Origin of the sequence: Nocardia sp. NPDC060249 (genome assembly GCF_042728755.1) — a bacterium.
Classification (GTDB): Bacteria; Actinomycetota; Actinomycetes; order Mycobacteriales; family Mycobacteriaceae; genus Nocardia.
Window position 1 is genome coordinate 938,780 of record NZ_JBHXAQ010000002.1, and the last position, 24,421, is coordinate 963,200.

Consider the following 24,421-nt stretch of genomic DNA (forward strand, 5'->3'; position numbering starts at 1 on the left):
CCGGCCGCTTCGGGTTCCGCCGAGTCATCGTGGGGCGCGAACAACGATCGCGGGGATCTCCACCGAGTGCAATGGCGCGTTGCTCGTCGAGCCGAGCAGCATGCTGGAGAATCCGCCTCTACCGTGGCTGCCGACCACCAGCAGCTGCGCCGACGCCGATTCGTCGAGCAGTGTGCGGACCGGGCGATTCGCGACCACGATCCGGCCCACCGCTGCGCGACCAGTTCCAGCCGGGCCTCTCGGCCCCGGATCGGGACACCGGTCCCTCGCCCGCGGGACCTTCGGCCCTGCCGGTGATCGAGGGGAACGGGCGAGGCTGTACCCATGGTGTCGACCTACCTGCGACGATTGGACCCCCGCCGATCCGCGCTGTGCCTGGTCTCCGGCATCCTCGCGATCTGGGCGTTCGCGGGGTCGCTCGCTCTCATCACCGGAATACTGTCACCAGGGCCGGCAGCTGAGAGCCGACTGCCCTGGCAGAGCCCGCTCCTGGCCGGGGTCGTGCTGGCCGTTGTCGTCGGTTTGCCGATGGCTGTCGTCGCCCTCACCGCGGGCCGGGACGACACGCGCACCTCGCAGACATCGATGGTCGCGGCCTGTGCGCTGATCGGCTGGATCCTGTTGCAGCTGTTGATAGTGCGGGAATTCAGCTGGCTGCAACCGGTGTGTGTGGTCGCGGCCGTCGCGGTCGCCGCGCTCGGCGCTCCACCGCTCACCCACCGCTCCGCGCTGCGACGGACATCGCCGTGATCGTGTCGCCCGGTGTTCCATCGGCCACCACGGCAGCGGACGATGGAGGCGAAGGCTTACACCGACGTGTTGAGGAGTCACCGATGATCAAGGTGTTCCTGGTCGACGACCACGAGATCGTCCGGCGTGGTGTGGGCGATCTGATCGCCCTCGAACCCGGCCTCGAGGTGATCGGTGAGGCCGGGTCCTGCTCACACGCCCTCGCGCGGATCCCGGCGCTGCGTCCCGATGTGGTGGTGCTCGACGTTCGGCTGCCCGATGGCAACGGGATCGAACTGTGCCGCGAGCTGCTCTCGACCGAGCCCGACCTGCGCTGCCTGATCCTGACCTCGTTCACCGACGAGCAGGCCATGCTCGACGCCATTCTGGCGGGCGCGAGCGGCTATGTCGTCAAAGACATCAGGAGCCTGGAACTGATCAGCGCCGTCCGCGAGGTCGGCGAAGGCAAGTCACTGCTCGACAATCGAGCCGCCGCGGCGCTGATGGCCAAGCTGCGCTCCGAAGCCGAGGAGAAGACCGGGCCGCTCTCGACGCTGACCGAACAGGAACGCACGCTGCTGTCGCTGCTCGGCGAAGGACTGACCAACCGGCAGATCGCCGCACGCATGTTTCTCGCCGAGAAAACAGTCAAGAACTATGTGTCCAGGTTGCTGACGAAACTGGGGGTCGAGCGCCGGACCCAGGCCGCGGTCATCGCGGCCGACCTGCGTCGTGAGCAGCACCGATGACGGCCATCGCCGCCCCCACGGCGACGTGGAAGAATGCGCCCTATGGACAACACGTCGGGGGCGCGTGGTCGGGCACCGGTGACCGAAACCCTGTCTCAGCTGCGGCTACGTGAACTGCTCGCCGAGGTACAGGACCGGATCACCCAGATCGTCGACGTCCGCGACCGGATGGACCGGCTGATGGAAGCCATGCTCGTGGTGACCGCGGGCCTGGATCTGGACAACACCCTGCGCACGATCGTGCACACCGCGATCGAACTCGTCGACGCCGGCTACGGCGCGCTCGGTGTCCGGGAAACCGACAAGACCAGCAACCAGCTCGCCGAGTTCGTCTACGAGGGGATCGACGACCGCACCCGGGTGCTGATCGGCGACCTGCCCCGCGGGCACGGTGTCCTCGGACTGCTCATCGCCGAACCGAAACCCATCCGGCTGTCCACTCTTTCCGACCACCCGTCCTCGGTGGGTTTCCCCGCCAACCACCCGCCGATGCGAACGTTTCTCGGCGTGCCGGTGAAGGTGCGCGACGAGGTGTTCGGCAATCTGTATCTCACCGAGAAGGCCGGCGGTCTGGAATTCACCGAGGACGACGAAGTGGTGGTGCAAGCGCTCGCCGCGGCCGCGGGCATCGCGATCGAGAACGCCCGCCTCTACGAACAATCACGGGTGCGCCAGCAATGGCTCGAAGCCATCCGCGACGTGGCGACCGAACTGCTGGCGGGCAGCCCGTCCACCGACGTACTCGGCCTGGTGGCCGAACGCGGACGCTCCTTGACCAATTCCGCCTGCACGTTTCTCGCGCTGCCCGAAGATCCGGACATTCCCCACGAGGAGATCACCGAACTGGTGGTGGTCGCCGCCGCGGGGGCCGACGCCGAAAAGCTCATCGGCCGTCACATCCCGCTCGAGGATTCGCACTCTGCCGAGGCATTCCGGTCCGGTCGCGCGGTCGCCGCCGGCTCACCCGCCCATCACCAGATCTTCGACTCGACCGCCGAATTCGGCCCGGTTCTCACCCTGCCACTGCGCGCGAACGGCACGGTCACCGGCGTCTTGACCTCGGTGTTTCCGGCCGGTGCGGCCCAGCTCAGCGAGGTGAATCAAGCGCTGCTGACCACCTATGCCGACCAAGCGGCGGTCGCGCTGCAACTGGCCGACACCCAGCGTCGGATGCGCGAACTCGACGTCTACGCCGACCGCGACCGGATCGCCCGCGGCCTGCACGATCACGTCATCCAGCGACTCTTCGCGGTCGGGCTCTCGTTGCAGGGCACGATGCAACGGGCCCGCTCGACCGAAGTGCGTGACCGCCTCGACGAGACCATCGACGATATTCAAGCGATCGTCCAGGACATTCGCTTCTCGATCTTCGATCTGCAGAGCAACACCACCACCGACTCCTCGACCTACCGAAAACGCCTGCACGACATCATCACCGACATGACCGACGACACCGGGTTGCGGACCACCGTCCGGCTGGCCGGGCCGGTCACCGTGCTCGAACCACCACTGTCCGACCACGTCGAGGCCGTTCTGCGGGAAGGCGTGAGCAATGTGGTGCGGCACGCGAAGGCGCGCACCGTCGGGGTGGAACTGCTCGTGCGCGACGAGGTCTCGATCGAGGTCACCGACGACGGCACCGGCATCGCTGCCGAGACCACCCGACGCAGCGGCCTTGCCAACCTGGCTGCCCGCGCCGCGGAGATGGGCGGCACGTTCGCCGTCACACCACGGCCGCAGGGCGGCACCACGATGCGCTGGACAGCACCGCTGAACTGAGTCGCTCAGTTCCGCGCGCGCACATCCGCCATCACCCTGGCCTCACGCAGCAGCCGCCAGTAGGCAGCTGGCAAGGCCACCGAACACTGTGTGGTGCAGTCGATTTCGCGTTGCACCAGGAGCCCGTAGGTGAAGGTCGACTCCCCCGCGTTCTCCGCTTCCCTGGTGATCTGGATCAGGTGATGTTTGGCCACCACCGCCTCCTGATGCTCGCCGAGCAGATCCTGCACTGCCTTCATCCCCTCGCGTGCCTGCGCGCTGCGCGACGGTGCGAGATCATGGATACTTTCCAGGTAGTAGCGCGTGCGCCGAATCGCTTTGCGCAGCGCGTGGACCGCCGCGTCGCGTGCGTCTTCCTCCCCCTTCGACTCGATCGCGCGCATGCGCGCTCGGACGCGATCGAGTAACGCGCTCAGCACCGCCTCGTTGTCGACATCGTCGATCCCGGCCACGATGCCACCGCGCAGCAATCGCTCTTCGGCCATCAGATCCTCGATCATCGCCGGAAATCGGGGCGAGCCGAGAAGGTCACGCGCGGCGAGCCATCCCAGTCTGGTCCGCTCCCCGAAGTACGCGGCGATTCTGGCGTGCACCGGACCGCGGACATAGCGCGGTCGCAGCACGTCCACGGCGGCATGCAGTCGCGCCGACTGTGTCCGCAACTCGTGGGCCGCGCCGACATTGATGCCGAACCAGCGCAGTTCCTCGATCAGTCTGCGCACCTCCGGCTCGGCATGGACGGCGCCACGGTGCGCGCTCAGCGCGCTGCGGGCCCGTCGCGACGCGATCACCATCGCGGGTACCGAGTCCGGGTCGTCGTGCGTCTCGACGGTGATCTGCCCTTCCAGAATCGTCTCGCGCTGGGTGTGCAGGTAGTCGGCGAGCAGTGTGCTCGCTGACGTCGGATCGGCAGCCGGACGGGCGTCGACGCTGCTGGGAGTCTCGGTTTTCATCGCAAACCTGCCTCGGTGAGTGGGTGAACGGGTCCTGGGTCCACCCTGCGCGCCGTGGCGTCGCTGTCCCCAGAGCCGTTCGCCCCCATCGGGCCCCGATCCGGGTGCTCGCCACGACGACCTAGTGCCTCTGCGCACGTGCCCTCCGACCCTGCCGCCGGCGGAAAACCCCGACGCACAGTGGAGGAAACAGAAAGGCCCACATCATGTTCACTTCGGAGAACCCGAACCGGCCGGTTGTCGTCGGCGTCGACGGATCGCAACAGTCCCTCATCGCTCTGCGCTGGGCTGCCGAGTACGCCGCGCGTCACCGCGCCCCACTACAGGTCGTCTACGCCGTCGATGTTCCGGTCGACTACGGGCCCGGCCTGTCCGGTCCCCTGTTCGATGCCGAACAGCTGCGCAGTCATGGCCGGTCCGTCGTCGCCGCCGCAGCCGCCGAAGTCTCGGCTCCGCTCGCCCCCGAGGTCGTGATCTCGACCGCCGTGGTGACAGGTGCCCCGGTTACCGTGCTGCGCGACCGCGGCAGATCGGCGCGATTGACGGTGGTCGGCAGTCGCGGACTCGGGGCACTGCGTCGCACACTGCTCGGCTCGGTCAGCACGTCGCTGGCCCGCCACGCCGAGTCCCCGGTGGCGGTGATTCCGGAAACAACGGCCCAGACCGGCGCGGTGGTGGTCGGTGTCGACGGCTCGCCGTGCAGTGCCGAGGCCGTCGCTCTCGCCTTCGACGAGGCTTCCCGACGTGGCGCCCATCTGGTAGCGGTCCATACCTGGTCGGAGTTCTACCGGTACGAAGCGCGCACGACCATGCAGACCGAGGCCGAAGCGGTGCTGTCGGAGAGCCTGGCCGGATACGCCGAGAAGTACCCCGAGGTATCCGTCGAGCGGGTCGTCGCGGAAGGGCTGCCCGCCAAGGCGATCCTCGTCGCCGCGGCCACCGCACAGCTCATCGTCGTCGGCAGCCACGGCCGCCGCGGCTTCGCCGGCATGACGCTGGGCTCGGTCGCGCAGGCGGTACTGCACGGGGCCGAATGCCCACTCGTCATCGCCAGGCCCGAACCGTCGTCAGTCAGGCAGGACCACTGCGAGTCACGCTGATCGGGGCACCCATCGCAGGCCGGCGGCCGACTGTCGCCTCGGCGAAATAGCGCACGGCACCGCTGGCGGTGATCCGTACCCGCCAGCCGCCAGTTCGGTAGTACCCGGCCGTCGCCATCGTGTGGTCGAGACCGTCGAGGTCGGTCGAAGCGCCTGGTTCCAGATGCAGTGTCCTCGACCAGTTCGCGATGGCACGGTCGCAGACGGCGCCGTCAACGGCATGGTCGAAACGGATCTCGCTGCAATAGACGTCCGCGGCGGCATCTCCCATGTCGAGGCGGCCGATGACATACAGGTCGACTCGAGCTGTCATTGCTCACCTCCGAAACCTCCGTCGAAGCACCATGTCGTCGTGGTCGCCTCCAGCGATACTCGGCCGGCCGGGGATATTTCGACTGCACCGGCAACCGAGATCGGACTGTCGTCGCTGCCGCGGTGTAGCACTCCGGAGGCGCCGCTCTGTCGCCCTAGCGCCCGAAACGAGCCATCGATGTCGGCGTGGGATGCGCTACGAAACAGATCGGACAATCCGGAATTCATCACCAGAGAACCTTCCATCGTGGGCTGCGGAGCGTTCGCGTGTCCGATCCCACCACTGCAAATTTCGGGCAAATAGAGTACAAAGTCCCTTCGAATTGGGCCTATCGGTGCAGGTTATCGGCCTTGCTCGCTCGATATTCTCCAGTCGATGCGGCGGCTCCGAATAGCGCTTGCCCCTCCGTTCACAGCACTGTCGCATCTCAGGCGTGTGAAGTCCGGTGCACCCAATTTCCTTCTGACGCTTGAAAGTTGCTCGCGATTCCCATCGCCCGCCCCTCGCTCGTCCACTGTTCGGAAGTAACGCATGCGACAAATTCCGGACCGCAGTCTCCTCCAGCGTGGAGTTCATCCGTTTCAGGGAAAGCGGCTCAGCGCCTGGTTACTTACCGTCGCCGGGGACGAGCCGAACCTGTCGAGCGAGAGGTCGAGCATGTGCACCGCAAGTCGATCACCGCCGACGACGCCCGCACCCGCAGTGAACTGCAGCGATGGGTCCAAACCAGCCCCGGTGCAGGCTGGTTCGCCTACTTCCGCATCTACGGGCCCGACGCTGCGGCCTTCGACGGCACCTGGCGACTACCGGACTTCCGCCGCCACGGATGAGATCGGCTGGATCAATCGTTGTCCGATGGCGGTGCGGTCCATACGCTCCAGCCGTGGCGCTCGAGGGACACCAGCGCGGGAACGCCGGCGGTGAGCACCGTCACGGCGGTGATCGAGAGGACGAGCAGACGCTGGGTGCGGCGGCGGTCTCGGCGGTTCATCAAGCGGCCTTTCCTCGGCGACGGGCGACGACCCAGCGACGGACGGCGGGGATTCGTAGGAGGTAGGACGGACCGAACAGCGCCGCCACCAGGGCGATCTGGTCGGGTCCCAGAAAACCGACGTGGGCGATAACCAACACGACCACACCGTGTGTGAGGCGGTGCAGCACTTTCCACTGACGGCCGAGAAAGCGCTGCGCCGTCGGGTAGGAGGTGAGGGCGAGCGGGACTGCCAGGACGACGGCACCGGTGCCGGCAGCCAGGAAAGCCGTGCCTGCGATCGCGTCGAGCCACCCTGTGCTCGCGGCGAGGATGCCGACGACGACTTCCGTCAGACCCAGTCCCAGGGTCCACAGCCCCATATCCCGGCGCAGCGGTACGTGCCCGCGCCAACCGGTGAGTGTGACCAGCGGGGTGACCGCCATCGTCGCCGCCAAGGTGAACAAGGCTGCCGAGCCGACGATGTCGGGTGCTTCGGCGGCCAGCGCGAGTCGCCAGTCCGACTCGTGGGCGATGACCTGCTGGATCAGTACTGTCAGCGCCACCGCGGGCAGCGCCCGCACCAGCCACAGCAACGCGGTGGTCAAGGCGTCGGGCCGGATGCCCGAACGGGCGAACGAGATGGTCATCTTCGCAATCTCCTGTCACAGCACCGAGGACGAGCTGTTGAGATCCAACGTAAAGTCGGAAACAGTTGCACTCAACTGCAACTTTCACAGGAGATAAATGCGTGCCGTGCACTCCACAACATCACTGTCCAACATCGACTTCAACCTGCTGATCGCGCTCGATGTCTTGCTCGACGAGGGCAGTGTCGGCGGGGCCGCCGCCCGCCTGCACCTGTCCGGGCCCGCGATGAGCCGCACACTCGGACGTATCCGTACTGCCCTCGCCGACCCGGTCATGGTGCGGACCGGACGAACCATGTCCCCGACTCCGCGAGCGCTGTCCATCCAGGCAGAGGTCCGCGAACTCGTCGAGCGGGCCGGGCTGCTGTTCGCCCCGGTCGCCGCGGTCGAACCGGCAACCTTAGAACGCGAGTTCGCGATCCAGATCGACGAGGCCCTCGTCGCCGCGCTCGGTGGTGAGCTGCTCGCGGCGATCCATGCGGCGGCGCCCGGTGTTTCGTTGCGATTCCTCGCCGAAGGCGCGGCGACGGACAGCGGGTTGCGCAGCGGCACAGTAGATCTGGAGATCGGGCAGATCAGTACCGTGCTCCCTGAGGTGCGAGTCGAAACATTGTTCACCGACCAGGTGGTCGCCACCATGCGGCACGGTCACCGGCTCGCCGATGGCGAACTGACTGTGCACTGCTTCGCCGCGGCCGACCATCTCAGCGTCTCACGCCGCGGCGCACTGACCGGTCCGATCGATTTCGCCCTCGCCGATCTCGGTCTGCGCCGCCGCGTGGTGGCGTCGGCACCGAACTTCACCGCCGGGCTGCTTCTCGTCCGCGACAGCGACCTGATCGGGGTAGCCGGAGGACGCGTGCATCGCGGACTCATCGCGTCCGTCGGGCTGGTCAGTGTGCCGATCCCACTCACCATGTCCCCAGTCGACATCGCTATGGCCTGGCATCCCCGCCACGATGCCGATGTGGAGCATGAATGGTTGCGCGCGCGTGTTCGGGACGTCTTCGCACAGGCGACGGCGACGAATTAGAGCGGGCCGCGAGCATCGAGGCACGCCACACTGGACTTCAACGTCGGCAGTCCAGCCGCCTTCGCCGCCGCGATAGCCGTGGCCTTGTTGCCCGCCATCTCGAGGATCTCGGCGGTCGGGCCGATGAACGTGATGCCCTCGGCAGCACAAGCCGCAGCGAGGTCAGGATTCTCCGACAAGAACCCGTACCCGGGGTAGATCGCGTCGGCACCGGCGCTCTTGGCGGCCTCGATGATCGCCTCGATCGACAGATACGCGCGAACGGGATGACCCTCTTCGCCGATCTGATAGGACTCGGCAGCCTTCAGGCGATGGACGGAATTGCGGTCCTCGTGCGGGAACACCGCCACTGTGCCGATGCCGAGTTCGTACGCGGCGCGGAAGGCACGGATGGCGATCTCACCGCGATTGGCTACCAGGCATCTGCTCGGTCGACCTTGTCGAGTCGGGGCGCGAGGGGTGGTGCGCCGGAACGGGTCGGCGGTCCGCGCAGTGGTGCGGACCGCCGAGGAGGAACTAGGTGTGGGTCAGGCCACGACCGTCCGTTGCGGCACCCCGACGTATTCGCTCAGGGGCCGGATCAGAGCGTTCGACTCGCCCTGCTCGATGATGTGCGCGGTCCAGCCGGTGATCCGGCTCATCACGAAGATCGGGGTGAACACCTCGATGTCGAAGCCGAGCAGGTAGTAGGCGGGGCCGGTCGGGAAGTCGAGGTTGGGCTTGATGCCGGTGGCCTCGTTCATGGTGCGTTCGAGGATCTCGTACATCTGGACCCATTTGCCGCCGTCGGTCGCGGCGGCGATGTCGAGGAACGCGTTCTTCATCGTGGGCACCCGGGAATCACCGTTCTTGTAGACCCGGTGGCCGAAGCCCATCACCTTTTCCTTGCGCGCCAGCTTGGTGCGCAACCATTCCTCGGCGAGAGCGGGATCGCCGATCTCGAGCATGTCGTGCATGACCGCTTCGTTGGCGCCGCCGTGCAACGGGCCCTTCAACGCGCCGATCGCGGCGGTCACCGCGCTGTAGATATCGGACAGGGTCGACGTGACCACGCGCGCCGCGAAAGTAGATGCGTTGAAACTGTGCTCGGCGTAAAGAATCAGCGAAACCTCGAACGCCTTGACCAGCTCCCGCGACGGGATGCTGCCGAAGCACATGTTCAGGAAGTTCTCCGCGTACCCCAGATGGGAGTGCGGCGGAATCGGATCAAGGCCGTGGCGGCGACGGTGGTCGGCGGCCACGATGGTCGGCAGCACCGCGAGCATCCGAAGCGCCTTGGCGCGGTTGGCCTTTGCGGAGTTGTCGTCCTCGGCCGGGTCCTCGGCGCCGAGGTAGCTGATCGCGGTGCGGACGATGTCCATCGGATGGCAGTTGTCGGGCATCTTCGCCACCAGCGACAGCAGCGATCGGTCCGCGCGCCGGGACGCCCGCTCCTGCTGGCAGAACCGTTCCAGCTCGATGTGGCTGGGCAGCTCACCGCGCCAGAGCAGGTAGGCCACCTCCTCGAAGGAGCAGTGCGCGGCCAGGTCCTGCACGGCATAGCCGCGGTAGGTCAGCGAGTTCGTTTCCGGGACCACCTTCGAGATCGAGGTGGTGTCGACTACGACACCGGCGAGCCCTTTGTAGATGGTCGGTACAGCGATGTCGGTCATCACTGATCCCTTCTCAGCGCGAAATTGAAGATGTCGGAATCGAATTCGTTGTAGCGCTCGTACTGCAGCAGTTCATAGAGGCGGCTGCGGTGCTGCATCCGGTCGAGCAGACCGGACTGGGTGCCCTGTTCGAAGATCTCGCGCAGCCCGGCCTCGGCGGCGAACATCGCCAGCCGCAGCGTCGAGACCGGGTAGATCACCGCGTTGTAGCCGATCTCCTCCAGCGTCGAGGCCGGGATCAGCTCGGACTTGCCGAACTCGGTCATGTTCGCCAGCAGCGGGATGTCCACCGCGGCACGGAACTTCTCGAAATCCGCCGGGGTGTGCAGGGCTTCGGTGAAGATCAGATCCGCGCCCGCGTCGGCGTAGGCCTTCGCTCGGTCGATCGCCGCGTCGATGCCTTCGATGCCCGCGGCGTCGGTGCGGGCGCAGATGACGAAGTTCGGATCGCGCCGCGCCGCGACCGCTGCCCGGAGGTGCCGCACCATCTCCTCCACGGGGACAACGGCTTTGCCGTCGAGATGGCCGCACCGCTTCGGGTTGACCTGGTCCTCGAAGTGGGCACCGGCGATGCCCGCGTCTTCGAGAAAGGTGACGGTGCGGGCCGCGCTCATCGGCTCACCGAAGCCGGTGTCGGCGTCGATGAGGACCGGCAGGTCGGTGACCCGGGCGATCTGGCGGCCGCGCTCGGTGACCTCGCTCAGCGTGGTGAGCCCGATATCGGGCAAGGCCAGATCGGCGGAGACCACCGCGCCCGAGACGTAGACGCCCTCGAAGCCGATCTCCTGGATCAGCTTGGCCACCAGCGGATTGAACGCGCCGGGGATGCGCTGGATCCGGTCCGAAGCCAGGCCCGCCCGGAACGCGCCGCGCTTGTCGGTGGCCGAGGTCGACGCTGCCAGCAGGCCGGTCATCAGAACAGCCCCTTCGGCAGCCGCGGCGTGCGGCCGAGAACCTCGTCGGAGACGGTGAAGTTCAGCTGGCCCAGCTCCTCGGCGGTCAGCTCCGGAGTGCGCTGGGCGACATCGAGAAAGCGGTCCTGCTCGGCCGGGTCGATGACGCCATCGGCCAGGGTGCGGAACTTCGCGATGTACTGCTCACGCGCGAACGGACGAGCACCCAGCGGATGCGCGTCGGCGACAGCCAGCTCGTCGACGATGACTTCGCCGCTCTTCAAAGTGATTTCGGCGCGAGCGCCGAAGGCCTTCTCGTTCGGGTCGGTGGAGTGGTAGCGCCGGGTCCATTCCGGGTCCTCGGCGGTGGAGATCTTGTTCCACAGCTCGATGGTGTCGGGACGCTGCGCGCGCTCGGGGGCGTAGGAACGCTCGTGGTGCCAGGTGCCGTCCTGCAGGGCGACCGCGACGATGTACATGATCGAGTGATCGAGGGTCTCGCGCGAGGCCTGGGGATCGAACTTCTGCGGATCGTTCGAGCCGGTGCCGATCACGTAGTGCGTGTGGTGGCTGGTGTGCAGCACGACGGTCGCGATCTGGTCCAGGTCACCGACCCGCTCGCGCAGGCGGAACGCCAGGTCGATCGGCGCCTGGCTCTGGTACTCGGCCGAGTGCTCCTTGGTGTAGGTGTCGAGAATGCCGCGCTTGGCCTCCCCCGGCGCGGGCAGCGGCACCGAGTACTCCGCGTTCGGGCCGCCGAGCAGCCACGTGATGACACCGTCTTCGCCCTCCCAGATCGGCGAGGGGGCGCCTTCACCGCGCATCGCGCGATCGACGGCCTCGACGGCCATCTTCCCGGCGAAGGCCGGTGCGTAGGCCTTCCAGCTCGAGATCTCGCCCTTGCGCGACTGGCGGGTGGCGGTCGTGGTGTGCAGGGCCTGCCCGATCGCCTGGTAGATCGTCTCGGTGTCCAGGCCGAGCAGGGTGCCGATGCCCGCCGCGGCCGAGGGGCCGAGGTGGGCGACGTGGTCGATCTTGTGCTCGTGCAGGCAGATCGCGCGAACCAGGTCGACCTGGATCTCGTAGCCGGTGGCCAGACCGCGGATCAGATCCGCGCCGCTGCGGCCGGTGTGCTGGGCGGCGGCCAGGATCGACGGGATGTTGTCGCCCGGGTGCGAGTACTCCGCGGCCAGGAAGGTGTCGTGGAAATCGAGTTCGCGGACCGCGACGCCATTGGCCCAGGCGGCCCATTCCGGCGAGAACCGGCCGGGCACGCCGAACACGGCCGCGCCCGGACCGTAGGCGTGGGCCAGTGCCTGCGCGCGAGCGTTGGCGACCGGCCGGCGGGTGATCGAGGCCGCGGCCACCGAGGCGTTGTCGATGATGCGGTTGACGATCATCTCCTCGGTGTCCGCCGGGACCGCGACCGGGTCGGCCGCTACCTCGGCGATCCGCCAGGCCAGGTGCTCCGTGCGCGGGAAGTCCTCAGCGGAACGGTAGGTGCGGACGAGGTGATGCTTCACAGCGGTGGCCTCCAAGACGTCGAATATTCACCGGACATTTCGCACGTTACACAGCGCATAACCCCAGCAAAATGCCTCACAAATGCCTAAATTTGCGGAACGCGACCTGTGAATCTGTGAAAGTTGTGAAAGTCGCCGGTGCTAGATTGGGCCGTATGCAGAAGATGTACGCGGGCGCCCGGCTGCGCACATTGCGCGACCAGCGTGGCCTGTCGCAAACGGCCATGGCGAAATTGCTCGAGCTATCGGTGAGCTATATCAACCAGCTCGAGAACGACCAGCGCCCGCTGACGGTGCCGGTCCTGCTCAAACTCAATGCCACCTTCGATCTGGACATGGGTTTCTTCGCGGCCGATACCGACGCGCGATTGCTGGCCGACCTGCACGACATCTTCGCGGAGGATCCGGACGCCACCACGATCACCAACGCCGAACTGGACGATCTCACCGCGCGGGTCCCCGCGGCGGCTCGATTGCTGGTCAGCCTGCATCGCCGGCTGCGCAGCAGCGCCCAGCAGATCGAGCAGTTCGCCGCCGGGATCGAGTCACCACTGGGCGGGGCCGTCACTCCGTACGAGGACGTGCGCGATTTCTTCTATGACCGCCGCAATCACATTCCCGAACTCGATCTCGCCGCCGAGGCCCTGTTCACCGAGAACCGGCTCGGCATCGGCGGGCTCGACCTGGAATTGTCGCGGCTGCTCAGCGAGCGATACGGCGTCACCGTCACGATCCGCTCCGACAATCCCGCCGATCCGGGACCCAAACGCGTCTACGACCCGGCGACCAGGCACATCGTGCTGGCGCGCAGGCTCTCGGCCGGGCAGCGCGCGTTCCAGCTCGCCACGCAGCTCGCCTTCCTGTCGCACAGCCACACCATCGAGGCCATCACGTCGACCGTGAGTATGCCCGCCGAGTCACGGGATCTGCTGCGGATCGGGTTGGCGAACTACTTCGCGGGCGCGCTGATCCTGCCCTACGCCCGGTTCCGCGCTGCCGCCGAGGAATTGCGCTACGACATCGAACTGCTGTCGTCGATGTTCGAGGTCGGTTTCGAGACGGTCTGTCACCGGCTCTCCACGCTGCAACGCCCGAATCAGCGCGGCGTGCCGTTCTTCTTCGTCCGCACCGACCGTGCGGGAAACATCTCGAAGCGCCAGTCCGCCACCGCTTTTCACTTCTCCCGGGTCGGCGGCAGCTGCCCGCTGTGGGTGGTGCACGACGCCTTCACGACGCCGGGGCGGATCCGCACCCAGATCGCGGAGATGCCCGACGGCCGCAAATATCTATGGCTGGCTCGCACGACCGACGAGAGCACTCCCGGATTTCTTTCTCCCAAACGCGATTTCGCGATCGGACTCGGCTGCGATATCGCGCACGCCGAGCGTCTGGTCTATTCGAGCGGACTACCGCTGCACGACGAGTCGACGGCCGTGCCGATCGGGGCGGGCTGCAAGGTCTGCGAGCGCCCCAACTGCGCACAGCGCGCCTTCCCCCAGCTCGGCCGTTCGATCCGGGTCGACGACAACCGGGCCACCAATATTCCGTACACGCCCGCGGACCACCGGACCGGCGACGAGAGCTGAATCAGCAACTGCCCGTGCGTGATCGGCCCGGTGGTCGATGCGTCAGGCGCCGAGCGGGGCCGCCGTCACGCCGTAGCCGAGGTTCGTGAGCACCTCGCTGGTCGCCTTGGCGAAGTTCAGCGTGATGAAGTGCAGACAGGGCGCGCCCTCGCTGATCAGGCGTTGCCCCATCTCGGTGGCGATCTCGATGCCTTCGGCACGCACGGCGGCGCGGTTCTCCTCCGGTCCATCACCCGCGGCTTTGCGGAGCCTGGTCATGACCGCGGCAGTCAACCGGCGACCGCACAGCTCCTCGGCACGGGTGACCGTGCGCAGCGAGGTGATCGGCATCAGTTCCGGGATGATCGGCTTGGCGCCCTCGATCGGATCCATGGCCACCACGCGATCGCGCAGCCGCAGGTAGTGCTCGACGTCGAAGAACATCTGGGTGATCGAATACTCCGCGCCCGCACGCAGTTTCGCGGCGAGGAAGCGGGTGTCGTGGTCCAGATCCGGCGAACGATGATGCCCCTGCGGGAACGAGGCGACACCGACGTGGAAGTCACCCAGATCGCGCACGATCCGCACCAGGTCCTCGGCGTATTCCACACCATCGGGATGCCGGGGCCAGGCGCCCAGTGGGTCTCCCGGCGGGTCACCGCGCAGGACGAGCAGGTTGCGGATGCCGGAGTCTGCATACGAACCGACCAGCGCGCGCAACTCCTCCACGCTGTGCCCGACCGCGGTCAGATGCGCCACGGGCAGCAGCGTCGTCTCGCGGGCCAGCTCCCCGGTGATCCGGACGGTGCGGTCCTTGGTCGAGCCGCCCGCGCCGTAGGTCATCGAGACGAAAGCCGGGTGCATCCGCTCGAATTCGCGCACCGCTCGCCACAGCCGAGCCTCCCCCGCCCCGTCGCGTGGCGGGTTGAACTCCACGGAGAACGGCACGCGCCCGGTCGCACCCGCGTGGGTACGCAGGCTCCCGGCCACCGAATGGCCGGTGCCGCCCACGGTTTCACCGCAGTACGGCCGCCCCGAACTGGTTGTCGTCATGGTTGGTCTCCTCTGCCCCATCGTGTACTCGGCTCGCTCGTGCCCGCCCGGCCGCGGCGGGCACCGAGCGGTGAGCAGTAGTTCAGAGGAGCGTCCAGTCTTCGAGGCCCTGATACAGCGGCACGCTCTGAGCCAGCTTGGAAACACGACCACGCAAGGTCTCGACATCGGAGGTGCCCGCCAGGGCGGCGGCGATGATGTCGGCCACCTCGGTGAACTCGGTATCACCGAAGCCGCGGGTGGCCAGGGCAGCCGTGCCGATGCGCAGGCCCGAGGTGACCATCGGGGGGCGAGGATCGAACGGAACCGCGTTGCGGTTGACGGTGATGCCGACCTCGTGCAGAACGTCTTCGGCCTGCTGGCCGTCGAGTTCGTAGTTGCGCAGGTCGACCAGAACCAGATGCACATCCGTACCGCCGGTCAACACCGAAACACCCTTGCCCTGCACATCGGCACCGGTCAGACGCTCGGCCAGGATCCGCGCACCCGACAGCGTACGAACCTGACGGTCGGCGAACTCCTCGGTGGCAGCGATCTTGAACGCCGCGGCCTTGGCGGCGATCACATGCATCAACGGGCCACCCTGCTGACCCGGGAACACCGCGGAGTTGAGCTTCTTGGCGAACTCCTGCTTGGCCAAGATCAGACCCGAGCGAGGACCACCGAGAGTCTTGTGCACCGTCGAGGACACCACATCGGCATACGGCACCGGCGAGGGGTGCAAACCAGCGGCGACCAAACCGGCGAAGTGCGCCATGTCGACCCACAGGTAGGCGCCGACCTCGTCGGCGATCTCACGGAAGCGCGCGAAGTCCTGATGACGCGGATACGCCGACCACCCAGCGACGATCACCTTCGGCTTGGCCTTGCGCGCGATGTCACGCACCTCGTCCATGTCGATCCGGTGATCTTCCTTCGACACACCATAGGAATGGACGTCATAGAGCTTGCCCGAGAAGTTCAGGCGCATGCCATGGGTGAGGTGACCACCGTGGGCGAGGTCCAGACCCAGCAGGGTCTCGCCCGGGTTCATCAACGCCATCAGCACCGCGGCGTTGGCCTGGGCGCCCGAGTGGGGCTGCACGTTGGCGAATTCGGCGCCGAACAGTTCCTTGGCACGGTCGCGAGCCAGGGTCTCCACCACGTCGACGGCCTCGCAGCCGCCGTAGTAGCGCCGGCCCGGGTAGCCCTCGGCGTACTTGTTCGTGAGGACCGAGCCCTGCGCCTGCAGGACCGCGCGCGGCACGAAGTTCTCCGAAGCGATCATCTCGAGGGTGTCGCGTTCACGGGCGAGCTCGCCCGCCATCGCGGCGGCCAACTCGGGATCGAGCTCACCGAGAGACTGGGTATTCACCGAGCGGGCGGTGGTAGCGGATCGGGCCACGATGTGTTCTCCGTCGACTGGCAGCAAACGGTAGCCGCCCTAGAGGCGCAACACGGCGAACCCGCACTCGCACAACACGATTCGGGTGATCGCCGGTGTGCGCCCGATCCACGAGGCGACAACCGCCGGACGCGGCGCGCCCGGCACAGCGGCAGGTCTTCGGACTCGCGGGCGCCGACCGGGACTCCCCGTGCCGACCTACTGGCCATCGCTTCCCGGACATGGACAGCCCAGTGCCGTTGATGGCGTTCGTTCCTGCTCACCGCTGCGGGACAGTCCCGGATTCCCACCGGGTTCCCTCTCCACCACACGACAGTCCTGTCGCGCGAAGTGTCGACACCGGCGGCGGCGCGGGGGCTCCCGTCGTCCTCGCCACCGGCGAACCAGCTGCCCGCACAGCATACGGCCATCCGCGTCCCGATACCCGGAGGGGCCGGGATACCGCACGGCCCCGCCTGTCCGCCCACTATGCTGAGTGCGCAGCTGGTTCGCGTTCACACTGGAAGATCCGGGTTCCCGGGCTTTCGTGAGCGTGTCGAAGCCGGGTACCGGGCAACCGGCGGCCGGTGAGAGGGAACCCGGTGAGAATCCGGGACTGTCCCGCAGCGGTGAGTGGGAACGACCGCCGTCATCACGCACTGGGCTCCGCCCGGGAAGCGACGGCCAGTAGGTCGGCCGAGCCAGGCCGGTGCTCACGAGTCCGAAGACCTGCCCGCTGTGCCGGGCACGCCGTGCCCGGCGGCCACCGCCTCGTGGACCGGGCGCGCGGACCGACCTCCTCGACCTCCGGAGCATTCCGGCACGGCGACATCTCCTCGTCGGCCAGCGGTCGACGGTCGACGCTGCTCGGAATCGGCGGCGACCGTTCGCACCGCACTGGAGACGATGACCGTGGCAGTCCCGCCCACTCCGTTCACCGCAACCGTTCTCGGCCTGCCCCGGATCGGACCCCACCGCGAACTAGAGCGCGCCGTCGAGGCCTACCGTTCGGGCGCCGCCGACGCCGCCGAACTGCACACCACCGCACGCGAACTGCGCTACGCCCACCTGAGCGTGCTGGCCGCGGCCGGCCTGGATTCCATCCCGGTCGGCACTTTCTCCTATCGCGATCACCTGCTCGACACGGCGGTCATGCTCGGTGCGCTGCCGGCCCGGGTGCTCGATATCGCCGACCCGCTCGACCGCTACTTCGCCGCCGCGCAGGGGACCGGCACCATCGCCCCACTGCGGTCTGCCCAGTGGTTCGGCACCGAATATCGCCACCTCGTTCCCGAGATCGACAAGCAGACCCGCTTCAGCCTGCACCCTCAGAAACTGCTTGCCGAGCTGGCCGAAGCGACCGCCCTGGGAGTACCGGCGCGCCCGGTGGTCGTCGGCCCGCTGACCTTTCTGACACTGTCCGAGCACGCCGACGGTGACCCGCTCGACCGGCTCGCCGAAGTGGTCCCGCTCTATCAGGACCTGCTCGCGCGGCTCGCCGACGCGGGCGCGTCGTGGGTACAGCTCGACGAACCGATCCTCGGCACCGATCTCACCACCACCGAACTGGCCCGGTTGCGATCCACCTATGCCGCGCTGTGCGGCACCCCGCGGCGGCCCGCCGTGCTCGTCGCCACCTCGTTCGGGCACAACGACAGCGCTCTGGCCGCGTTGTCCGACATGGGCATCGACGGTGTCGCCCTGGATTTCACCGCGGGGGCCACACTGCGGTCCGTCGCCTCGATCCCGGCGCTGACCCGCAAGCTGGTGGTGGCGGGGGTGGTCGACGGACGCGACACCTGGCGCACCGATCTGGACGCGGCGCTGAGCACCCTGGGCTCGCTGCTCGGCGTCACCGGCTCGGTCGCGGTGTCGAGTTCCTGCTCGCTGCTTCATGTTCCGTACGCGCTGACCCCCGCGCCCGGTCTCGATGAGCGGCTGCGCCCCTTCCAGGCCTGCGGCGCCGAGAAGGTCACCGAGATCAGAATCCTCGCCACAGCCTTGGCCGAAGGCACCGAGGCGGTAGCCACGGAACTGCGGGCCGCGCGCGAGGCCACCACGCAGCCGATCCGTCTTCGGTGAGGCAATGCTAAGTTCGCTGCGCAGGGAACACCGGTGCGAATCCGGGGCTGTCCCGCAACTGTGACCGGGTAGCAGACCTTCATCATGTGGCCACGACCTTTCCTGGGTTGGAAGGCCGAGGGCGAGCGTTGATCCGGGAGCCAGGATACCTGCGCTGCTTCAGGATCGAGTTTCACGAGGATGAGGGAAATGCCAGTGTTCACTCGCCGCGGGCCAGGTGCCGCGCGGCTGTCCGACCATGCCGGAATCGGACGAGGTCGCCGTTTCCGCGCCGCCGCGACCATAGCGGGCATGCTCGCCGTCGCGCTGGTCTTCACCGGTTGCGCCGCACACGACAACGGGGATGGTGGCGCCGCCTCGGCGGCACGCGCGCTGCGCGAAGCCGGTGACCAGACCTTGACGATCTACAACTCCTACAAGATCGCCGGTCTCGATCCGGCGGGCACCGGAACGAACTGGTTGTTCGACTGGGGCGTGGCGGAGAACCTGCTGCAGATCACGGAGTCGGGCGAGATCGCGCCGTGGCTGGCCGAATCGGTCGTCCGTGACGGCGACACCCGCTGGGTCGTGAGGCTGCGCGAGGGTGTCACGTTCCAGAACGGCAAGCCGGTCGACGCACCGGCCGTCGCCGCGGCGCTGACCAGGCAGATCGCGAAATCCACCGCGGCCAAAGTCTATCTGGACCCGGCCACCACGGTGACCGCCGACGGCGCGCGGGTGGTGATCACCACCCCGGCGCCGAACGCGATGGTTCCCGCCGCGCTCGCGGCACGCGACAACTCACTGCAGATCTATGACGTCGCCGCGATGGACGCCGCGGGCGGCGATTCGGCGAAGATCGTCGGCGCGGGCGCGTACTCGGGTCCGTACGCGATCACCGCGTGGACCCCGGACAATCTCGAACTCGCCCCCTACCCGAACCATTGGGAGGGGACGCCGCCGCTGCGGGGAGTCACGGTCCGCGTCGTGCCCGACGAGCAGGCCCGGCTGGCCGGTGTGCGCAGCGGCGAGGCCGATATGGCGTTCTACCCGTCCACCTCGGCCAAGCTGGAACTGCGGGGTGACCGCGACATGCACGTGCTGTCCTCGGCGCAGGCACTGCAGTCGCTGCTGGTGGAGATGAATCTGAAGGCGGGAATCTTCACCGACACCGCGGTGCGCAAGGCGTTCACCGCGGCGATCGACTACGCGGGTGTCGCCGCCGATGTCGGCAACGGCCAGTTCGCACCCGCCACAGGGCTGTACCCGCCGTCGATGTCGTTCGCGCTCGACAACCAGGTCCACGATCTGGACGCGGCGAAACGCCTGCTCGACGCGGCGGGCTGGGTGCCCGGCGGCGACGGGATCCGGGCCAAGGACGGACGGAAGCTGGTGGTGCGGTTCGTGACTCAGGCCCAGGGCCCGGAAACCAACGATGTCGCGATCGCGATGAAGGACCAGCTCGCCCGCGCCGGTTTCGACCTGCAGATCAACAATGCCGAGGATTCCGCGGCCGTGAAGAAGGACCCCGGCGCGTGGGAATCGTCGGTGGCGCTGAGCGGTTCGCTGTCGGGCACCGCCGACCCGATCCAGCCGTACCTGGTGCGCTGGACGACCGGGGGCTCGTCGAATGCCCAGGGCGTGGCGAACGCGGAGATCGACGCGATCGGTGCGCAACTGCGTGGCGAGTTCGACACCGCACGCCGCGACGCACTGCTCGAGCGGGCGCAGGAGATCCTGGTGCGTGAGCAGGCGTACGTGGCGGCCGGGACGTTCAAGTACTTCACGGTGGTCACCGGCCCGGAGTGGGCCGACTACCGGGTGTCGAACGTGCGCAGGCATCTCACCAGCCGGACCGGCGACTAGCGGCCGCGATGCGGTTGCTGGTCCTGGCCCGGCGCCGGGTCGTCGAGGCCGGGCTGACGCTGCTCGGGGCGAGCGTGCTGATCTGGGCTCTGCTCCCGCTGGCGCCGGGCGATCCGGCGCGGATGATCCTGCTCGCCCAGGGTGTCCCGGAGCCGACCCCCGAACAGATCAGCGCGCTCGCGCACTCGCTGTCCTTGGATCGGACTGTCTTCGAGCAGTACGCGCACTGGCTGTGGGGTGTTGTTCAGGGCGATCTCGGGCTGTCGTTCGTGTCGGGGCGGCCGGTCTCGGGTGAGTTCGGCGAGCGTCTCCCCGCGACCTTGACCCTGGCCTCGACGGCGCTGTTCCTCGCGCTGGCGTTGTCGGTGGTGCTCGGCGTTGTCGCGGCACGGCATCCGGGACGCTGGCCCGATCACGGCACCCGGTGGCTGGCTCTGGTGTTCGCGTCCGTGCCGGGATTCGTGGTGGCGCTGTTGCTGATCCAGGTGTTCGTCGTCGGGCTGGGGTTCGGCAAGGCCGCGCTCGATGGAACGTGGGGCCAAGTGTGGCTGCCCGCGGTGTGCCTGGCGGTCGGTCTGTCCGACACCTGGTCGCGGCTGTTGCGGGCGAATCTGCTGACGTTCATGGATTCGCCGACCGGTGCGGTGTTGCGGGCGCGTGGGGCTTCGCGGTGGCGGATTCTGTGGCGGCACGCGCTGCCCAACAGCGCCGTTCCGTCGCTGCACGCGCTCGCGGTCGGTACCGCGGTGCTGCTGGGCGGGGCGACAGTCGTCGAAACAGTGTTCACCTGGCCCGGGCTCGGTTCGTATGTGGTCGAGTCGGTGAGAACGCGAGATCTGCCGGTCATCCAGGCGTTCACGGTGTTCGCGACAGCGAGCTATGTGATCAGCAGTCTGGTCGCGGATCTGCTGTCCGCGGTGATCGACCGCAGGATCGCGGTCGACACATGAGCACCGTCGTGCGTCGTCGCCTACCCGGGTCCGTGCGCGCCGGGATCATCGTGCTCGCGGTCCTGCTGGTCCTGGCGATCGTGGGTCCCTTGATCGCGCACTATCCACCGAACGAACCGCACTACGGGGACAAGCTGGTCGCGCCGGGCACCGAATTCTGGCTGGGTACCGACCAATACGGGCGCGATCAGTTCGCCCGGGTGATGTACGGTCTGCGGCTGTCGTTGCTCTCGGCGCTGCTGGTCCTGGCCGGATCGGCGACGATCAGTCTGTTCGTCGGCGTGGGCGCCGGTCTCTACGGTGGCAGGCTCGACCGGGCGGTCTCCCGGGCGATCGACATCGTGCTGGCCATCCCGGGATTGGTGCTGGCGCTGGCCGTGGTCGGCCTGCTCGGTCCCGGCTACCTGAATCTGCTCATGGCGCTGGTGATCGCGAGCTGGGCCGCCGACGCCAGAGTCGCCAGAGCACTCACCCTCGAGGCCCGCTCGCGCCCTTACGTCGTCGCCGCGCGGGTAGCCGGAGTGAGCCGACCCGCGATCGGCGCGCGACATCTCCTGCCCGCGGTGCTCGGCCCCTTCCTGATCGTGGCCACCCTGCGGCTCGGTGGCATCGTGGTCGCCTTGGCCGGGCTGTCCTTCCTCGGGCTCGGGGTTCAGATGCCCGAGGCCGAACTCGGCGCGATGCTCGGCGATGCCCGCCGATTCCTCACCGCCGCACCGTGGCTGCTGATCACCCCGTCCGTGGCGATCCTGGCCATGGCCGCCGCGGCGAACCTGATCGCCGAGGGCCTTCGAGACACGGAGCGGCGATGACGCCCATCGCGGAGCTCCGTGGGGTGACCATCACCTACCGCGACGACGATCCCGTGCTGCGCGATGTGTCGCTACGCGTCCATCGCGGCGAGACGGTCGCTGTGGTCGGGCCGAGCGGGAGCGGCAAGACCACCATCGTCCGGGCGCTGCTCGGTACCCTCGGCCACACCGCACAGGTCAGGGGCACGATCCTCGTCGACGGGGTCGCGCTGTCTCGGAAGGACTTTCGCGAAATACGCGGCACCGTGCTCGGCTACGTCAGTCAGGACCCGTTCAGCGCGATGGACCCGATCATGCCGGTGGGGGCCAATATCGCTCAGCCATGGCGCATTCGCGGGCGGGCGGTTCCCGACGGGCGGATCATCGCCGACCTCGCCACCGTCGACATCCTCGATCCGGGGACCGCGGTCCGGCAGCGTCCGTTCATGTGGTCGGGCGGCATGTTGCAACGCGGTTCGGTGACGACCGCACGTGCTCTCGATCCGCCGCTGGTGCTGGCCGACGAGCCGACCTCGGCGCTCGACGACGCCAACGCGCACCGCGTCATGACGGCACTGACGGCCGGATCCGCGGCGCTGCTCGTCGTCAGCCACGATCGGCGCCTGGTCGAGCAGTACGCCGACCGGATCTATCTGGTCGACAACGGAACCGTCGTCGAATCGACGCTTCAGACACCGATGGCCGAACAGCCCACCCCGAAGCGCAAGCCGGTGCCCGCGACCGCGCCCATTCTGCGGGCGCACTCGGTGGCCAAGCGGTACCCGACTGGCACCGGGCTGGCGACCACCGATCTCGTTGTCCGCCAGGGCGAGATCGTGGGTCTGTCCGGGCCGTCAGGCGCGGGCAAGAGCACACTGTTGCGCATCCTCGCCGGGATCGAGCCCCCGAGCGACGGTCATCTGATCTGGGACGACCGGCCCGGACCGCCCCCGCCGGGACAGGTCGGGGTGGTGTTCCAGAACGCGGTGGGCAGCCTCGACCCACGCAGGCCGATCTACCGGGGCATCACCGAACCGCTGCAGCCCCGCTTGCGCCGTCGTCTGCGTACGGCCGAGGCCATCGCGGTCACCCGCGAGGCGCTGCGGCGAGTGGGTCTGAGCGAGCTGGATCCGATGCGCCGGCCACACGAGCTGTCCGGTGGCCAAGCACAGCGCGTGGCGATCGCCCGGGCGCTGGCCGGGAATGTGCGGTTGCTCCTCGCCGATGAACCGACCGCCTCGCTCGACGAAGCCGCGGCGGCGCGCATTCTCGCAATCCTGCGAGAACTCGCCGACGACGGAATGGCGATCGTCTTGGTGTCGCATTCCGAACGCACCCTGCGTGACATCGCCGATACCGTGGTCACGATCGACGCGCCGCCGCGCCTTCCCACCGAGCGATGACGTTGTCGGCGAACAATCGCAGGCTGGTGCGCACCGCGGCGGGAGACGGTCCGGCCGGTTGGACGTTGCACAGGAAGTCGGTCGCGTCGGGGACCACGAGATCGCGCCGAATCGCGGCCGCCACCTCGCTGCCGGTGCCGACGTAGCAGTGGCCGGTGCCGACGTAGTCGCGCGCGGTGAACCCGGGCGGGAACCGCCCTGCCGCGACACCCACCGCGACCCAGTCTTCGATACCGGGCCGCAGGTGCTCGAACGCCTCTGCGGCCGTGGCGGCGCACAGGACCGATCGGGACACTCCGACACGCGGCACTCGCCCCGCCGCGTCCTGCGCGGCACAGAATTTCGCGACCCGTTCGGCCGCGATGTCGTCGCGCGGGCCCAGCGGGGTCGAGGTCCGTCCGGTGAGCACCCCGAGGTCGAGCTCGGCAGCGAGATCGAACCCCGATACCGACGCCGTGCCGAGCCACAGCCGTTCCCGCAAGCCAGGCGCCGCCGGTACCAGATCGCTTGCCGGACCGAATAATTCACACAGCTGATGCACGGCCTCGGTGAATCTCTCGTGCCGGTCCTCATGGTCCCTGCCGAACCGCTCGGCGGTCCGCGCGTCCGCGCCCGCACCGAGCCCGAGTTCGAGCCGTCCACCACTGAGCGCGTCCACCATCGCGGCGTCCTCCGCCAGCCGGACCGGATCCTCCAACGATCCGATCATCACCGCCGTCCCCAATCGGATTCGGCTGGTCCGCTGCGCGACGGCGGCCAGCAACACCAACGGCGACGGGCAATGCGCCCGCTGCGCCCCGAAATGATGCTGCGCCACCCAGAACGAATCGAACCCGCACTCCTCGGCTTCCACCGCCGTCTCGACCGCGTCTCGCAATACCTCAGCGGAGTCGCCGTCACCGACGACATGGGAGATGAACCCGAACCGCATTTCTCAACCGTCCCGTCACAGCGTCAGCCCGACCACGGCCTCGGTCCTGGTCCACCAGCCCCCCGCGCGTGCGTCGCGTCCGAAGCACGACGTC

At 68.0% G+C, this 24,421-nt stretch carries 22 protein-coding genes, 2 pseudogenes and 3 riboswitches; of the genes and pseudogenes, 12 read left to right on the top strand and 12 right to left on the bottom strand.

The features are described 5' to 3' along the window. Nucleotides 1-24: 24 nt before the first annotated feature. Nucleotides 25-210, bottom strand: a pseudogene (locus ACFWFP_RS12070) (universal stress protein); the annotation flags it as partial. Between the two features lie 114 nt (nucleotides 211-324). Here ACFWFP_RS12070 and ACFWFP_RS12075 point away from each other — a divergent pair. The 3 genes from ACFWFP_RS12075 to ACFWFP_RS12085 all read left to right on the top strand — a co-directional run bounded on the left by ACFWFP_RS12075 (nucleotide 325) and on the right by ACFWFP_RS12085 (nucleotide 3,257). Then, nucleotides 325-750, top strand: a complete 426-nt coding sequence (locus ACFWFP_RS12075) for a hypothetical protein (protein WP_379294762.1) — start codon at nucleotides 325-327, stop codon at nucleotides 748-750. Nucleotides 751-833: 83 nt separating this feature from the next. Next, complete coding sequence (locus ACFWFP_RS12080; protein WP_379294763.1) at nucleotides 834-1,478, top strand: response regulator; 645 nt, start codon at nucleotides 834-836, stop codon at nucleotides 1,476-1,478. Between the two features lie 42 nt (nucleotides 1,479-1,520). After that, entirely contained in the window at nucleotides 1,521-3,257 is a 1,737-nt protein-coding gene (locus ACFWFP_RS12085; RefSeq protein WP_379294764.1) for a GAF domain-containing sensor histidine kinase, read from the top strand. Nucleotides 3,258-3,262: 5 nt separating this feature from the next. Here ACFWFP_RS12085 and ACFWFP_RS12090 read toward each other — a convergent pair whose 3' ends face one another. Further along, a complete protein-coding gene (locus tag ACFWFP_RS12090; protein WP_379294765.1) occupies nucleotides 3,263-4,210 on the bottom strand; it encodes a CHAD domain-containing protein in 948 nt (315 codons plus the stop codon). Between the two features lie 206 nt (nucleotides 4,211-4,416). On the opposite strand from ACFWFP_RS12090, the gene ACFWFP_RS12095 reads away from it, so the two are divergent. Next, nucleotides 4,417-5,310 carry a universal stress protein gene (locus tag ACFWFP_RS12095; protein ID WP_379294766.1) on the top strand — a complete coding sequence of 298 codons (894 nt, stop codon included), beginning with the start codon at nucleotides 4,417-4,419 and terminating at the stop codon, nucleotides 5,308-5,310. Here ACFWFP_RS12095 and ACFWFP_RS12100 read toward each other — a convergent pair. Further along, entirely contained in the window at nucleotides 5,282-5,623 is a 342-nt protein-coding gene (locus tag ACFWFP_RS12100) for a hypothetical protein (protein ID WP_379294767.1), read from the bottom strand. The genes ACFWFP_RS12095 and ACFWFP_RS12100 overlap by 29 nt on opposite strands. Nucleotides 5,624-6,282: 659 nt before the next feature. Between ACFWFP_RS12100 and ACFWFP_RS12105 the strand changes: the two genes are divergently transcribed. Beyond that, nucleotides 6,283-6,453 carry a hypothetical protein gene (locus ACFWFP_RS12105; protein WP_379294768.1) on the top strand — a complete coding sequence of 57 codons (171 nt, stop codon included), beginning with the start codon at nucleotides 6,283-6,285 and terminating at the stop codon, nucleotides 6,451-6,453. Nucleotides 6,454-6,464: 11 nt separating this feature from the next. Here ACFWFP_RS12105 and ACFWFP_RS12110 read toward each other — a convergent pair whose 3' ends face one another. Both ACFWFP_RS12110 and ACFWFP_RS12115 read right to left on the bottom strand, forming a co-directional pair. Continuing rightward, on the bottom strand, nucleotides 6,465-6,614 hold the full coding sequence (locus tag ACFWFP_RS12110) for a hypothetical protein (RefSeq protein WP_379294769.1): 150 nt from the start codon (nucleotides 6,612-6,614) through the stop codon (nucleotides 6,465-6,467). Further along, a complete protein-coding gene (locus tag ACFWFP_RS12115; protein WP_379294770.1) occupies nucleotides 6,614-7,243 on the bottom strand; it encodes a hypothetical protein in 630 nt (209 codons plus the stop codon). The genes ACFWFP_RS12110 and ACFWFP_RS12115 overlap by 1 nt, the downstream gene beginning before the upstream one ends. A gap of 97 nt (nucleotides 7,244-7,340) precedes the next feature. On the opposite strand from ACFWFP_RS12115, the gene ACFWFP_RS12120 reads away from it, so the two are divergent. After that, on the top strand, nucleotides 7,341-8,276 hold the full coding sequence (locus tag ACFWFP_RS12120) for a LysR family transcriptional regulator (protein ID WP_379294771.1): 936 nt from the start codon (nucleotides 7,341-7,343) through the stop codon (nucleotides 8,274-8,276). Nucleotides 8,277-8,290: 14 nt separating this feature from the next. On the opposite strand, the pseudogene ACFWFP_RS12125 reads toward ACFWFP_RS12120, so the two are convergent. The 4 genes and pseudogenes from ACFWFP_RS12125 to prpD form a co-directional block, all read right to left on the bottom strand. Beyond that, nucleotides 8,291-8,695: pseudogene (locus ACFWFP_RS12125) on the bottom strand (biotin carboxylase N-terminal domain-containing protein); the annotation flags it as partial. Between the two features lie 108 nt (nucleotides 8,696-8,803). Next, nucleotides 8,804-9,928 carry a bifunctional 2-methylcitrate synthase/citrate synthase gene (locus tag ACFWFP_RS12130; protein ID WP_379294772.1) on the bottom strand — a complete coding sequence of 375 codons (1,125 nt, stop codon included), beginning with the start codon at nucleotides 9,926-9,928 and terminating at the stop codon, nucleotides 8,804-8,806. Further along, nucleotides 9,928-10,842 (bottom strand): methylisocitrate lyase, encoded by a 915-nt coding sequence (gene prpB / locus ACFWFP_RS12135; protein ID WP_379294773.1) that lies wholly within the window; start codon nucleotides 10,840-10,842, stop codon nucleotides 9,928-9,930. Before prpB ends, ACFWFP_RS12130 begins: the two co-directional genes overlap by 1 nt. Then, on the bottom strand, nucleotides 10,842-12,344 hold the full coding sequence (prpD, locus tag ACFWFP_RS12140) for a 2-methylcitrate dehydratase PrpD (protein WP_379294774.1): 1,503 nt from the start codon (nucleotides 12,342-12,344) through the stop codon (nucleotides 10,842-10,844). Before prpD ends, prpB begins: the two co-directional genes overlap by 1 nt. A 155-nt stretch (nucleotides 12,345-12,499) precedes the next feature. Here prpD and ACFWFP_RS12145 point away from each other — a divergent pair, with 155 nt between their 5' ends. Beyond that, nucleotides 12,500-13,930 carry a short-chain fatty acyl-CoA regulator family protein gene (locus ACFWFP_RS12145; RefSeq protein ID WP_379294775.1) on the top strand — a complete coding sequence of 477 codons (1,431 nt, stop codon included), beginning with the start codon at nucleotides 12,500-12,502 and terminating at the stop codon, nucleotides 13,928-13,930. 42 nt (nucleotides 13,931-13,972) lie between these two features. On the opposite strand, the gene ACFWFP_RS12150 is transcribed toward ACFWFP_RS12145, so the two are convergent. Next, nucleotides 13,973-14,962, bottom strand: a complete 990-nt coding sequence (locus tag ACFWFP_RS12150; protein ID WP_379294776.1) for a methylenetetrahydrofolate reductase — start codon at nucleotides 14,960-14,962, stop codon at nucleotides 13,973-13,975. Between the two features lie 82 nt (nucleotides 14,963-15,044). Further along, nucleotides 15,045-16,346 (bottom strand): serine hydroxymethyltransferase, encoded by a 1,302-nt coding sequence (glyA, locus tag ACFWFP_RS12155; RefSeq protein ID WP_379294777.1) that lies wholly within the window; start codon nucleotides 16,344-16,346, stop codon nucleotides 15,045-15,047. A 149-nt stretch (nucleotides 16,347-16,495) separates the two neighbouring features. Beyond that, nucleotides 16,496-16,688, bottom strand: a riboswitch (cobalamin riboswitch). Nucleotides 16,689-16,872: 184 nt separating this feature from the next. After that, nucleotides 16,873-17,077, top strand: a riboswitch (cobalamin riboswitch). A gap of 154 nt (nucleotides 17,078-17,231) precedes the next feature. Here glyA and ACFWFP_RS12160 point away from each other — a divergent pair. From ACFWFP_RS12160 to ACFWFP_RS12180, 5 genes are all read left to right on the top strand, one after another. After that, nucleotides 17,232-18,407 (top strand): hypothetical protein, encoded by a 1,176-nt coding sequence (locus ACFWFP_RS12160; protein ID WP_379294778.1) that lies wholly within the window; start codon nucleotides 17,232-17,234, stop codon nucleotides 18,405-18,407. Then, nucleotides 18,387-18,579, top strand: a riboswitch (cobalamin riboswitch). It overlaps the preceding gene by 21 nt. Before the next feature lie 17 nt (nucleotides 18,580-18,596). After that, complete coding sequence (locus ACFWFP_RS12165) at nucleotides 18,597-20,252, top strand: ABC transporter substrate-binding protein (RefSeq protein WP_379294779.1); 1,656 nt, start codon at nucleotides 18,597-18,599, stop codon at nucleotides 20,250-20,252. A gap of 8 nt (nucleotides 20,253-20,260) precedes the next feature. Further along, complete coding sequence (locus tag ACFWFP_RS12170) at nucleotides 20,261-21,202, top strand: ABC transporter permease (protein ID WP_379294780.1); 942 nt, start codon at nucleotides 20,261-20,263, stop codon at nucleotides 21,200-21,202. Further along, a complete protein-coding gene (locus tag ACFWFP_RS12175) occupies nucleotides 21,199-22,014 on the top strand; it encodes an ABC transporter permease (RefSeq protein ID WP_379294781.1) in 816 nt (271 codons plus the stop codon). Before ACFWFP_RS12170 ends, ACFWFP_RS12175 begins: the two co-directional genes overlap by 4 nt. Further along, nucleotides 22,011-23,396: an ABC transporter ATP-binding protein gene (locus ACFWFP_RS12180; protein ID WP_379294782.1), complete on the top strand. Its 1,386-nt coding sequence runs from the start codon at nucleotides 22,011-22,013 to the stop codon at nucleotides 23,394-23,396. Before ACFWFP_RS12175 ends, ACFWFP_RS12180 begins: the two co-directional genes overlap by 4 nt. Here the strand turns inward: ACFWFP_RS12180 and ACFWFP_RS12185 are convergent. After that, nucleotides 23,356-24,327, bottom strand: coding sequence for an LLM class flavin-dependent oxidoreductase (locus ACFWFP_RS12185; RefSeq protein WP_379294783.1), 972 nt, complete (start codon nucleotides 24,325-24,327; stop codon nucleotides 23,356-23,358). The two genes, ACFWFP_RS12180 and ACFWFP_RS12185, sit on opposite strands and share 41 nt — an antisense overlap. Nucleotides 24,328-24,421: the final 94 nt, after the last annotated feature.

Excerpts from the sequence above, each read along its gene's own strand:
- ACFWFP_RS12075 (WP_379294762.1), top strand. The coding sequence starts at position 325 with ATGGTGTCGACCTACCTGCGACGATTGGACCCCCGCCGATCCGCGCTG.
- ACFWFP_RS12080 (WP_379294763.1), top strand. The coding sequence starts at position 834 with ATGATCAAGGTGTTCCTGGTCGACGACCACGAGATCGTCCGGCGTGGT.
- ACFWFP_RS12085 (WP_379294764.1), top strand. The coding sequence starts at position 1,521 with ATGGACAACACGTCGGGGGCGCGTGGTCGGGCACCGGTGACCGAAACC.
- ACFWFP_RS12090 (WP_379294765.1), bottom strand. The coding sequence starts at position 4,210 with ATGAAAACCGAGACTCCCAGCAGCGTCGACGCCCGTCCGGCTGCCGAT.
- ACFWFP_RS12095 (WP_379294766.1), top strand. The coding sequence starts at position 4,417 with ATGTTCACTTCGGAGAACCCGAACCGGCCGGTTGTCGTCGGCGTCGAC.
- ACFWFP_RS12100 (WP_379294767.1), bottom strand. The coding sequence starts at position 5,623 with ATGACAGCTCGAGTCGACCTGTATGTCATCGGCCGCCTCGACATGGGA.
- ACFWFP_RS12110 (WP_379294769.1), bottom strand. The coding sequence starts at position 6,614 with ATGAACCGCCGAGACCGCCGCCGCACCCAGCGTCTGCTCGTCCTCTCG.
- ACFWFP_RS12115 (WP_379294770.1), bottom strand. The coding sequence starts at position 7,243 with ATGACCATCTCGTTCGCCCGTTCGGGCATCCGGCCCGACGCCTTGACC.
- ACFWFP_RS12120 (WP_379294771.1), top strand. The coding sequence starts at position 7,341 with ATGCGTGCCGTGCACTCCACAACATCACTGTCCAACATCGACTTCAAC.
- ACFWFP_RS12130 (WP_379294772.1), bottom strand. The coding sequence starts at position 9,928 with ATGACCGACATCGCTGTACCGACCATCTACAAAGGGCTCGCCGGTGTC.
- prpB (WP_379294773.1), bottom strand. The coding sequence starts at position 10,842 with ATGACCGGCCTGCTGGCAGCGTCGACCTCGGCCACCGACAAGCGCGGC.
- ACFWFP_RS12145 (WP_379294775.1), top strand. The coding sequence starts at position 12,500 with ATGCAGAAGATGTACGCGGGCGCCCGGCTGCGCACATTGCGCGACCAG.
- ACFWFP_RS12150 (WP_379294776.1), bottom strand. The coding sequence starts at position 14,962 with ATGACGACAACCAGTTCGGGGCGGCCGTACTGCGGTGAAACCGTGGGC.
- ACFWFP_RS12160 (WP_379294778.1), top strand. The coding sequence starts at position 17,232 with ATGACCGTGGCAGTCCCGCCCACTCCGTTCACCGCAACCGTTCTCGGC.
- ACFWFP_RS12165 (WP_379294779.1), top strand. The coding sequence starts at position 18,597 with ATGCCAGTGTTCACTCGCCGCGGGCCAGGTGCCGCGCGGCTGTCCGAC.
- ACFWFP_RS12170 (WP_379294780.1), top strand. The coding sequence starts at position 20,261 with ATGCGGTTGCTGGTCCTGGCCCGGCGCCGGGTCGTCGAGGCCGGGCTG.
- ACFWFP_RS12175 (WP_379294781.1), top strand. The coding sequence starts at position 21,199 with ATGAGCACCGTCGTGCGTCGTCGCCTACCCGGGTCCGTGCGCGCCGGG.
- ACFWFP_RS12180 (WP_379294782.1), top strand. The coding sequence starts at position 22,011 with ATGACGCCCATCGCGGAGCTCCGTGGGGTGACCATCACCTACCGCGAC.
- ACFWFP_RS12185 (WP_379294783.1), bottom strand. The coding sequence starts at position 24,327 with ATGCGGTTCGGGTTCATCTCCCATGTCGTCGGTGACGGCGACTCCGCT.